Origin of the sequence: Microvirga aerilata (assembly GCF_016743775.1) — a bacterium.
GTDB lineage: Bacteria > Pseudomonadota > Alphaproteobacteria > Rhizobiales > Beijerinckiaceae > Microvirga > Microvirga aerilata.
The window spans coordinates 1-2141 of sequence record NZ_JAEQMY010000242.1 but is presented as its reverse complement, the minus strand read 5'-3'; the positions used below and the strand labels follow the sequence as shown (position 1 = coordinate 2141).

1 protein-coding gene is annotated in these 2141 nt (G+C 63.9%); it reads left to right on the top strand.

The genetic code is table 11. From position 1 onward, the window contains the following. Window positions 1-139: 139 nt before the first annotated feature. Window positions 140-2011, top strand: a complete 1872-nt coding sequence (locus JKG68_RS34430) for a calcium-binding protein (RefSeq protein WP_202066426.1) — start codon at window positions 140-142, stop codon at window positions 2009-2011. Window positions 2012-2141: the final 130 nt, after the last annotated feature.

Below are 2141 nucleotides of genomic sequence, written 5' to 3'. Positions count from 1 at the left end.
TGCATCCAATGATGCTGCTGCTGTGTAGTGTCTGTTCAGGGTGAATGCTGGTTTCTTCTTTGTCTCGCGGGCGGCTGTTCTAAAGCCACGGCCACGCTACCCCCTGAAGCTCACTTGCTACCAACCATGGGAGTCGTCGATGACTGAGCAAAACCATACGGGACACGGCGGATTGTCTTCTGGCGCAGCCAGCGGATCGCACAGTTCGCTGGACCTGAACAGCGCCAACCTCAATGCCGCTCTTCAGGCCTTTGCCGATGCAGACCGCGTGTTCTTCGCGGACCTGAACGAGCTCAACAACTCCGAAGCCGAGGGCGGGGCTCTGCTCCTGCTCAAGGGCAATCGACTCACCGTCATCACGGCCGCAAGGGGCGTCGAGGCCGGCCAGATCCACCCGCAGCACATTCACGGGTTCGCGGATGGAAGCAACGCGACCGTGCCGACCCTGGCTCAGGATGATGACCGGGACGGGTTCATCGAGCTGGCGGAGGGTCTGGACACCTATGGTCCTGTTCTTCTCAACCTCACGTCCCCTCCTGGGCCTGAGGCCTCAGGCTTCCCTAAGCCCGCCGGCACCTCGTTCGTGTTCTCCCAAACCTACGACCTGTCCGATGCGCGGAATGGGGAACTCGCAAAGCTCTTGGACGACGTTTCGCTCAACAGGCGAGAGATCGTCCTGCACGGCAAGTCGGTTCTCGGAGGGCACGGCCAAGGTACGATCGGCGAGGTAGATGGCACGGCCGGCTACAAGCTCGTGCTGCCGATTGCCTCCGGTGAGATCCGGGAGCTCTCCTACAACAGCGCCCTTGCGCTGTTTCAGGATGCGGTCTCCCTCCAAGTTCGCAAGGCCGTTGTTGGAGATGGCGGAAACGATGTGCTTCGCGGCACGGGGAATGGCGACAACCTCCAAGGCCGCGGTGGCCACGACGATCTGTACGGCCGAGGGGGCGACGACTACCTGAACGGCGGCTCAGGCCGCGACGAGCTGTACGGCGGCTCCGGCGACGACTACCTCGATGGCGGCTCGGGCCATGACGAGCTGTTCGGCAACTCCGGCAAGGATCATCTTGTCGGCGGGTCGGGCAATGACGAGCTGTCCGGCGGATCGGGTCATGATCACCTCTTCGGCGGCACGGGCAACGACCGGGCGTTCTTCAATGTCTCGACCGATGGCTCGGATATCGTCAACCTCGGCTCCGGCTCCGACACGGTCAGCGTCACCGCTTCCTCGGCGCGGCAGGTTCGTCTCACCTTTACGAGCGCCGAGGTGGGCAATGGAACGGCGACCGATGCCGGTACGATGACCAACCAGGATGGCGGCCTCGCGGTTCGCCTCCAGTCCGAGAGCGGCTCCGGCGATCTCGTGGGCGCCATCAGCCGTTTCGACGATGAAGGCATCACGTTCGATGCGGCGAGGTCCGGATTGACCTTCGACGTCCGCGATCTCGTCTCGGGCGCAGCCCGCGGCGACCAGTTCGACGTTGTCAGCCTCGGCACCAGAGGCGCCGACAATCTCAGGGCCGTTCAGTCGGGTGACGCCTATTACTTCAACGGCGGCCTGGGCAATGATCGGGTGACGGGCGGCAGAGACGCTGACTTCCTGGTGGGCGGTGCCGGCAACGACAGCCTCAGCGGCGGCCGCGACGACGACACATTCATCGGCGGCGGCGGAAATGACGTGCTCACCGGTGGAACGGGCGATGACGTTTTTATCTTCAACGCTCCTCTCGATCCGGCGGGCAACGTCGACAGGATCCAGGACTTCCGCGCCAGTGACGATACGTTGCGGCTCGACAACGCCGTGTTCGCCGGGCTGACCGACGGCGCTCTCAGCGCCACCGCCTTCGCGCTCACGAGCGCCGCCGCGGAGGCCGACGATCGGATCGTCTACGATCAGAGCACGGGCAACCTGTTCTTCGATGCCGATGGTGGGACTCGGGACAACCAGACGCTGTTCGCAACCCTGACCAACAGGGCCAGCATCACGGCAAACGACTTCTTCGTGATCTAGCCGCCTCGCGACCAGCAAGGGCACCCCGGCCTTTTGGTCGGGGTGCCGCTATCTGGCGCCAGCCTTGTTGCCGGTTCGCATCATCGCTGCCGCCCGCGCGACACACCAGCCTCACCCTGCTTCTTCCTCA